General features: G+C 64.9%; 8 protein-coding genes. 6 read left to right on the forward strand and 2 right to left on the reverse strand.

Annotated features, from left to right (window positions below):
- Nucleotides 1-128: 128 nt before the first annotated feature.
- A complete protein-coding gene (locus RIT73_RS12620) occupies nt 129-1,238 on the reverse strand; it encodes a mannose-1-phosphate guanylyltransferase (RefSeq protein WP_309132426.1) in 1,110 nt (369 codons plus the stop codon).
- Nucleotides 1,239-1,488: 250 nt separating this feature from the next.
- On the opposite strand from RIT73_RS12620, the gene sdhC reads away from it, so the two are divergent.
- The 6 genes from sdhC (at nt 1,489) to RIT73_RS12650 (ending at nt 6,764) form a co-directional block, all read left to right on the forward strand.
- Entirely contained in the window at nt 1,489-1,866 is a 378-nt protein-coding gene (gene sdhC, locus RIT73_RS12625) for a succinate dehydrogenase, cytochrome b556 subunit (RefSeq protein ID WP_309132427.1), read from the forward strand.
- 1 nt (nt 1,867) lies between these two features.
- A complete protein-coding gene (locus RIT73_RS12630) occupies nt 1,868-2,320 on the forward strand; it encodes a succinate dehydrogenase hydrophobic membrane anchor subunit (RefSeq protein ID WP_309132428.1) in 453 nt (150 codons plus the stop codon).
- Between the two features lie 10 nt (nt 2,321-2,330).
- Nucleotides 2,331-4,091 carry a succinate dehydrogenase flavoprotein subunit gene (gene sdhA / locus RIT73_RS12635; protein ID WP_309132429.1) on the forward strand — a complete coding sequence of 587 codons (1,761 nt, stop codon included), beginning with the start codon at nt 2,331-2,333 and terminating at the stop codon, nt 4,089-4,091.
- A complete protein-coding gene (locus RIT73_RS12640; RefSeq protein ID WP_309132430.1) occupies nt 4,091-4,882 on the forward strand; it encodes a succinate dehydrogenase iron-sulfur subunit in 792 nt (263 codons plus the stop codon). The genes sdhA and RIT73_RS12640 overlap by 1 nt, the downstream gene beginning before the upstream one ends.
- Nucleotides 4,883-5,009: 127 nt before the next feature.
- Nucleotides 5,010-6,224, forward strand: a complete 1,215-nt coding sequence (locus RIT73_RS12645; protein WP_309132431.1) for a serine hydrolase — start codon at nt 5,010-5,012, stop codon at nt 6,222-6,224.
- Between the two features lie 372 nt (nt 6,225-6,596).
- Nucleotides 6,597-6,764 carry a hypothetical protein gene (locus RIT73_RS12650; RefSeq protein ID WP_309132432.1) on the forward strand — a complete coding sequence of 56 codons (168 nt, stop codon included), beginning with the start codon at nt 6,597-6,599 and terminating at the stop codon, nt 6,762-6,764.
- 216 nt (nt 6,765-6,980) lie between these two features.
- On the opposite strand, the gene RIT73_RS12655 is transcribed toward RIT73_RS12650, so the two are convergent.
- Nucleotides 6,981-7,190 carry a hypothetical protein gene (locus tag RIT73_RS12655; RefSeq protein WP_309132433.1) on the reverse strand — a complete coding sequence of 70 codons (210 nt, stop codon included), beginning with the start codon at nt 7,188-7,190 and terminating at the stop codon, nt 6,981-6,983.
- Nucleotides 7,191-7,451: the final 261 nt, after the last annotated feature.

Here is a 7,451-nt window from a genome sequence, read left to right on the forward strand (position 1 = left end):
GTCTGGTCCTTCAGGGAGTGCATCTCCCTGCGGGAGCGCTTCGGGGTCGAGAAACATTGACTGTCATGCTAGACATTCAACGTCATCGGAGTGAGTTTGGCGACCAATTTCGACACACTGCCCCACTTTCAGAGCAGGTCCTCGAGCCCTCGCTCCCCCGCCGCTGACACCGCCTTCTTCACATCCTGCGCGTGTGAGCGGGAGGTGATGAGGAGGACATCCTCGGTGTCGACGACGACGAGGTCGTCGAGGCCGACGATCGCGACGGTGCGCGGCTGCTCGGAGAACACGACCCCGGAGGCGTCGACCTCGACGATGTCGCAGGAGCCTCCGATGGAGATCACTCCCTGCGGCTCGCCGGGCACCGGCTGGCGCAGCCTGGCCACGGAGTCGAAGTCCCCGACGTCGTCCCACCCGAAGTCGCCGGGGATGACGATGACGCGTCCTGCGGCAGCCGCGGGCTCGGCCACGACGTAATCGATGGCTCTCTTCTCCAAGCCGGGCCACACCTCGGCGAGGACGGCGTTCTGCTCTTCGGTCCCCCACGCTGCGGCGATCCGCGCCAGCCCGGCGTGCAGGGCCGGGTCCTCGTGTTCGAGGATCTCGAGCAGCGCCGAGGCCCTGGCGATGAACATGCCCGCGTTCCATCGGTAGCGGCCCGAGTTGACGTAGCGACGGGCGGTGCTGGCCGCGGGCTTCTCCGCGAACGCCTTGGCTCGGCGCGCGCTCGGCGCACCGGCGAGGCCGAGCAGCTCCCCGGTCTCGATGTATCCGTACGCGGTGGCGGGCTGACTGGGCATGATGCCGACGGTGACGATGTCGCCGGTCTCAGCGGCGGCGCAGGCCTGGGCGATGACGGAGGTGAATTCGTCGACGTTGGTGATGGAGTGGTCGGCGGAGAACGAACCGACGATCGCCTCCGGGTCGGAGCGGGCGATGAGCATCGTCGCCAGTCCGATCGCCGCAGCGGAGTCCTTGGGCGAGGGTTCGGCCACGATCTGGTCGGCAGGCATCTCGGGCAGCTGCGCCGCGACCTGATCGAGGTGGTTCTCTCCGGTCACCACCCAGACGTTGTCCGCGCCGACGATCGGGGCCACGCGGTCCCAGGTCGACTGGAGCAGGCTCCTCCCCGTTCCCAGCACGTCGTGGAGGAACTTCGGAGAGGCCTTGCGTGAGAGCGGCCAGAGCCGGGTTCCGGACCCGCCGGCGGGGATGATGGCATGGAAGTGACTGTTCACCCCTCCAGTGTCTCAAAGTTCGAGCACGGTCTCAGCGACGCTGTCCGCCGTGTCGGACAGCCGCTGATTTAGAGAACACCCCCGTGCGGTAATTGAAAACGCATCGACCGGGAATGGCCGGTTTTGAGGGAACTGTCAGGAAGTTGAGTGTGATCCGCCACTCGGGACAGCGCTCCGACTGGCAACCCGGCGGGGTTGAGCGTAGTTTTTGGATGTACACAGTCGAATTATCCAAGATGGAGGATGCTCCGTGGCCAAAGCGTCTACGGGCACTCTGTACCGAGGAAACGAAGGAATGTGGTCCTGGGTCGCGCATCGCGTCACAGGCGTCGGCATCTTCTTCTTCCTGCTGGTCCACGTGCTCGATACTGCCCTCGTCCGCGTCTCGCCCGAGGCCTACAACGCCGTGATCGGTACCTACAAGACGCCTTTCATGGCCATCGGTGAGATCGCCCTCGTCGCCGCAATCGCATTCCATGCATTCAACGGCCTGCGCGTCATTCTCGTCGACTTCTCCAAGGGCGGCACGAGAAACCAGAAGAAGCTGTTCTGGGGTGCCATGGTGCTGTGGCTCATCGTGATGATCGCCTTCATTCCCCGCCAGCTGATGCACACCTTCGGAGGCTGACATGAGCACGACATCCATCCCGGCCCCCCGCACCGGTTACTCGCGGCACAAGTCCTCACGGTCGAAGTTCGAGATGTTCGCGTGGCTGTTCATGCGCATCTCGGGCATCGTGCTCGTGATCCTCATCTTCGGCCACCTCTTCGTCAACCTGTGGGTGGGCGAAGGCGTCCAGGCCATCGACTTCGGGTTCGTCGCCGGCAAGTGGGCCAGCCCCTTCTGGCAGATCTGGGACCTCCTGATGCTGTGGCTGGCCATGCTGCACGGCACCAACGGCCTGCGCACCATCATCATGGACTACGCCGAGAAGCCCGGCACCCGAATGAGCCTGCAGGTGATCCTCTACATCGCCGCAACCGTCATCATCGTGCTCGGCACCCTCGTCATCTTCACCTTCGATCCCTGCCCGGCCGGCGCTGATCCAGCGCTCCTGGCAAACTTCTGCCACGCCGGCTAAAAGGAGAAACATGCAGGTTCATCATTACGACGTCGTCATCGTCGGCGCCGGCGGCGCAGGCATGCGCGCCGCGATCGAGTCGGGCCAGCGCGCCAGGACCGCTGTCCTGACCAAGCTCTACCCCACCCGCTCCCACACCGGCGCTGCCCAGGGCGGTATGTGCGCGGCCCTGGCGAACGTGGAAGAGGACAACTGGGAGTGGCACACCTTCGACACCGTCAAGGGCGGTGACTACCTCGTCGACCAGGATGCCGCCGAGGTGATGGCGAAGGAGGCCATCGACGCCGTCCTCGACCTGGAGAAGATGGGTCTTCCCTTCAACCGGACCCCCGAGGGCCGGATCGACCAGCGCCGCTTCGGCGGCCACACTCGTGACCACGGCAAGGCTCCGGTGCGCCGCTCCTGCTACGCGGCCGACCGCACCGGTCACATGATCCTCCAGACCCTCTACCAGAACTGCGTCAAGCACGGGGTGGAGTTCTACAACGAGTTCTACGTCCTCGACCTCGTCATGACCGAGGAGGACGGAGTCCGCCGTCCGGCCGGCGTCGTCGCCTACGAACTGGCCACCGGTGAGATCCACGTCTTCCAGGCGAAGTCGGTCGTCTTCGCGACCGGCGGCGTCGGCAAGGTCTTCAAGACCACCTCGAACGCCCACACCCTCACCGGTGACGGCATGGCCGTGACTTACAACCGCGGCATTCCGCTGGAGGACATGGAGTTCTTCCAGTTCCATCCCACCGGTCTGGCAGGCCTGGGCATCCTCCTCTCCGAGGCGGCCCGCGGCGAGGGCGCGATCCTGCGCAACTCCGAGGGTGAGCGCTTCATGGAGCGCTACGCCCCGACCATCAAGGATCTCGCCCCGCGTGACATCGTCGCCCGGTCGATGGCCAACGAGGTGCGCGAAGGTCGTGGCTGCGGTCCGAACAAGGACTACGTCCTCCTCGACCTCACCCACCTCGAGCCCGCGCACATCGATGCGAAGCTGCCCGACATCACCGAGTTCGCCCGCACCTACCTCGGCGTCGAACCGTACACGGAGCCGGTGCCGGTGTTCCCCACCGCGCACTACGTCATGGGCGGAATCCCGACCAACATCGCCTCCGAGGTGCTTGCGGACAACGAGACCGTCATCCCGGGGCTCTTCGCCGCCGGCGAATGCGCGTGCGTGTCCGTCCACGGATCGAACCGTCTGGGCACGAACTCGCTGCTCGACATCAACGTCTTCGGCAAGCGTGCGGGCATCGCCGCCGCCGAGTACGCGCTGAGCGCGGACTCGGTGCCGCTGCCCGAGCGCCCGGAAGCCGACACCGTCGCGATGCTCGAGAAGATGCGGACCTCGGACGGAACTGAGCGCATCGGGGCCATCCGCAAGGACCTGCAGAACATCATGGATGCCAACGTCCAGGTGTTCCGCACCGATGAGACTCTGCGCGAGGCCCTCAACGAGATCGCGAAGCTGCGCGAACGGTATGCCAACATCGGCATCCAGGACCGGGGCAAGCGCTACAACCTCGACCTGCTCGAAGCCGTGGAGCTGGGCTTCCTGCTCGAACTCGCCGAGGTGATCACCGTCGCCGCCATCCACCGCAAGGAATCCCGCGGCGGACACTTCCGGGAGGACTTCCCGGATCGTGACGACGAGAACTTCATGCACCACACGATGACCTACCTCGATCCCGACGCCGAGACCGACGGGATCCGCGGCATGCGTCTGGAGACGAAGCCGGTGGTCATCACCCGTTACCAGCCGATGGAGCGTAAGTACTGATGAGCACGGACACCAATACCCCGGAGCCGGCCTCGAAGGTCGAACTGCCCGAGCATCTGGCCGGCGGCGAAGGCGAGATCCCGTCGTTCGACTGCACCATCCGGATCGCTCGGTTCGACCCGGAGGTCGACGAGGCGCCGCATTGGGAGGACTACCAGGTCACCATGTACGGCACCGACCGTGTTCTCGATGCTCTGCACAAGATCAAGTGGGAGATCGATGGCTCGCTGTCGTTCCGCCGCTCCTGTGCCCACGGCGTCTGCGGTTCGGACGCCATGCGCATCAACGGCCGCAATCGTCTGGCCTGCAAGACCCTGCTCAAGGACCTCGACACGAACAAGCCGATCACCGTCGAGGCGATCAAGGGCCTGCCGCTGGAGAAGGACCTCATCGTCGACATGGAGCCCTTCTTCCAGTCCTACCGGGAGGTGATGCCGTTCCTCATCACCTCCGGCCATGAGCCGACCCGTGAGCGCCTGCAGTCCGCGGAGCAGCGCGAGATCTTCGACGACACCACGAAGTGCATCCTCTGTGCCTCGTGCACCTCGTCGTGCCCCGTGTTCTGGACCGACGGCCAGTACTTCGGCCCAGCCGCAATCGTCAACGCCCACCGATTCATCTTCGACTCGCGTGACGAAGGCGGCGACATGCGCCTGGAGATCCTCAACGACAAGGAAGGCGTGTGGCGCTGCCGCACCACCTTCAACTGCACCGAGGCGTGCCCCCGTGGCATCGAGGTGACCAAGGCCATCGCCGAGGTGAAGCAGGCGATCCTGCAGCGCGCGTTCTGAGCCCACTGGGTCCCACCGGGATCTGAGAATCGCCGAAGCGGCCGTGCACATCACGTGCACGGCCGCTTTCGCATTTCTCATCTGTTCCTGAAAGCCCGACCCCGACGACCACCGTAAACTGACGCGCATGCGTCGTTCCCTCCCCATCGCTCACTGGGCCCTCGGCTGTGCCCTCGTCGTTGTCCTCGTGCTCGCCCAGGCCCTCCTCTCCCCTACCGGAGTCCCGGCCGCCGCAGCGACACCGAAACAGGAGAAGATCTATCAGACCCCGGCCGACCTCGGCGACGGAGCGAAGCCGCCTGAGCCCGTCGCAGTGTCGTGGGCCGTGGGCGACCTGGACTCGGGCGAGCTTCATGTCAGCCATGACATCGAGAAGAGGCACGCGCCCGCCTCGACGATCAAACTGCTGACCGCACTCGCCCTCGTCGAGGTGCTCGACGATCCGAAGCAGAAGGTGCGGGCGGAGTTCGAGGACATGGAGATCGACGGCACGAAGGTCGGGATCATGCAGCAGAACGACTACACCGTCGACGATCTCTTTCACGCGATGCTGATGTCGAGCGCCAACGATGCGGCCAACGCCCTCGGCCGGGCCGCCGGTGGTCAGGAGCAGGCCGTCGCGCTGATGAATCGCAAAGCCGCCGAGCTCGGCATGACGAACACTCATGCGGCCAACACCTCGGGGCTCGACGATGTCAACCAGTACACGACGGTCGGCGACATGATGAAGCTCGCGCGGGCCGTGTGCGAGAACGACTACCTGATGAAGGTCGTCGGCACCGAGGTCTACGACTTCCCGGGAGGCACGAATCCCAGCACGAAGGAGAAGTTCAAGGGCTACCAGATCCAGAACCACACCAAGATCGTCGGTCGCGTCGACGGCGGTCTGGGCCTGAAGAACGGGTACACGACGACTGCCAAGGGCGCGTACATCGCCGTCGCCGAACGCAACGGCCGGCGCGTCGTCGCAGCACTCCTCGGCGCCGAGAACAGCTCGCGGCAGACCGCCGTCGACCTCCTCGACTGGGACTTCGCCCAGAGGGATCCGCAGGTCATCGGCACCGTGCCGCTCGAGGCGGAGGCGACGAAGACGACCGAGGCCGGTGGGGTTGCGGGGTCCGCCGGCTCCGCCGCGACCGATGGCTCCCGGGCGTCCGGGACCGATGCCGGCCTGGAACCGGCCGGAGAACCCGACGCGGACGGCAGCGAGAACTCCGCGCTGTCGGTGGGGATCGGACCGGAGAAGTATCTGCCACTCGGCCTGCTGGCGGCCGGGCTCGTGCTGCTGGGCGTCTCCCTGCTCATCTGGAGGCGAGTCAGGAAGAACCAGCACGCACGCTGACATCTGCACGCGGCGCACCCTCGCGTTCTGCGGTCTCGGCTGACCAGAGCGCTTTGCATTTGACTATTCATCCTCCATGCCGTTAAGCTGATGTCTTGCCTTCGAAGGCGTCCGGCCTCATTGAACACGCTGACCGTCCAACACGACGGATGACAGTTCAGCGGATTGTTCGTCTTGCAGATGATCGGCCACGGACTCGTGTCTCTTCGCCAAGGCAATCCCCCACCGTGGTGAATCAACCCATCCCGCGGTAACCCCAGTCGGTTCGCCGCCGACTTCGTCGGATGGCAACCGACTCGAACACGACAAGAATCGCGTGCGTTGATGCGCGCCATTCGCTGAAAGAGAACAAAGAGAGAAAGGAGGGACCCGATGACTCAGTTCCCCCAATGGGTGCAGCGTGCCGTCGAGCATGCAGGCCTCATCGATCCCACGATCAGCCGACAAGAGTCGGGCGAAGTCACCATCTGTGACTCCACCGGCCGCACCGTGCTGTTCACAGGCTCATCGCTGCGAGAGACGACTCCACTCGCCGCCTGATCGCACCACCCGACGCGTCCGGCCACTGACGCACTGCTGGGTTTCATGCAGTGCTCGAAGCTGACGGTCTGACTGACGCCCGGCATTCCTCCAGGTTCGACCTGGAAGAATGCCGGGCGTCGTCGTGTACGGGGGCCGTGAGGCCGCGTCCGGGCAAGATGGGTTCGCCGGTCGGGTGCGACGGGCGATCTCGCGTACGGTCGGTCGCGCCGAGGATCAGATGATCTCGTCCTCCCCATCGTCGAGGTCGACTTCCAATGACTGATCGAGGACATCACCGGGGTCGGCCTCGACCATGGAGGTCGTCGGCACCTCCTCGACATCGTCGGCGTAGAGCGAGTCGTCCTCCGGATCGACCTCCAGCGACTGCTCGACCCTATCGTCGTCAGGCACTTCCACAGCGGGATCAAGGTGACGTGCGTTCACGATTTCCTCCTCGGCTGGTGGCGCAGATGTCCTTTTCCCTGCCGCGCCTCGCTTGCATCCTGTCGACGCACGGGCAGAGGACCGAACATTCGGGTACTCGTGATGCTAACCGGACTCGGCGACATGTCAAGGACTCGAGTTGACTCGTTGAAAACCTTCGCGAACCCCTGATCGTTGCCTCACAGCACAACCTCCGGGAAGCTCGAGTCGTTGCCTCACAGCAAAACCTTCGCCACCGGAGTGTCAGCACCACCTGGGCGC

Source organism: Brevibacterium sp. (assembly GCF_031179145.1).
In the GTDB taxonomy this organism is placed as follows: Bacteria; Actinomycetota; Actinomycetes; order Actinomycetales; family Brevibacteriaceae; genus Brevibacterium.

Bases quoted from the DNA above. Each gene is read 5' to 3' on its own strand.
- RIT73_RS12640 (WP_309132430.1), top strand. From the start codon at position 4,091: ATGAGCACGGACACCAATACCCCGGAGCCGGCCTCGAAGGTCGAACTG.
- RIT73_RS12630 (WP_309132428.1), top strand. From the start codon at position 1,868: ATGAGCACGACATCCATCCCGGCCCCCCGCACCGGTTACTCGCGGCAC.
- RIT73_RS12650 (WP_309132432.1), top strand. From the start codon at position 6,597: ATGACTCAGTTCCCCCAATGGGTGCAGCGTGCCGTCGAGCATGCAGGC.
- RIT73_RS12645 (WP_309132431.1), top strand. From the start codon at position 5,010: ATGCGTCGTTCCCTCCCCATCGCTCACTGGGCCCTCGGCTGTGCCCTC.
- sdhA (WP_309132429.1), top strand. From the start codon at position 2,331: ATGCAGGTTCATCATTACGACGTCGTCATCGTCGGCGCCGGCGGCGCA.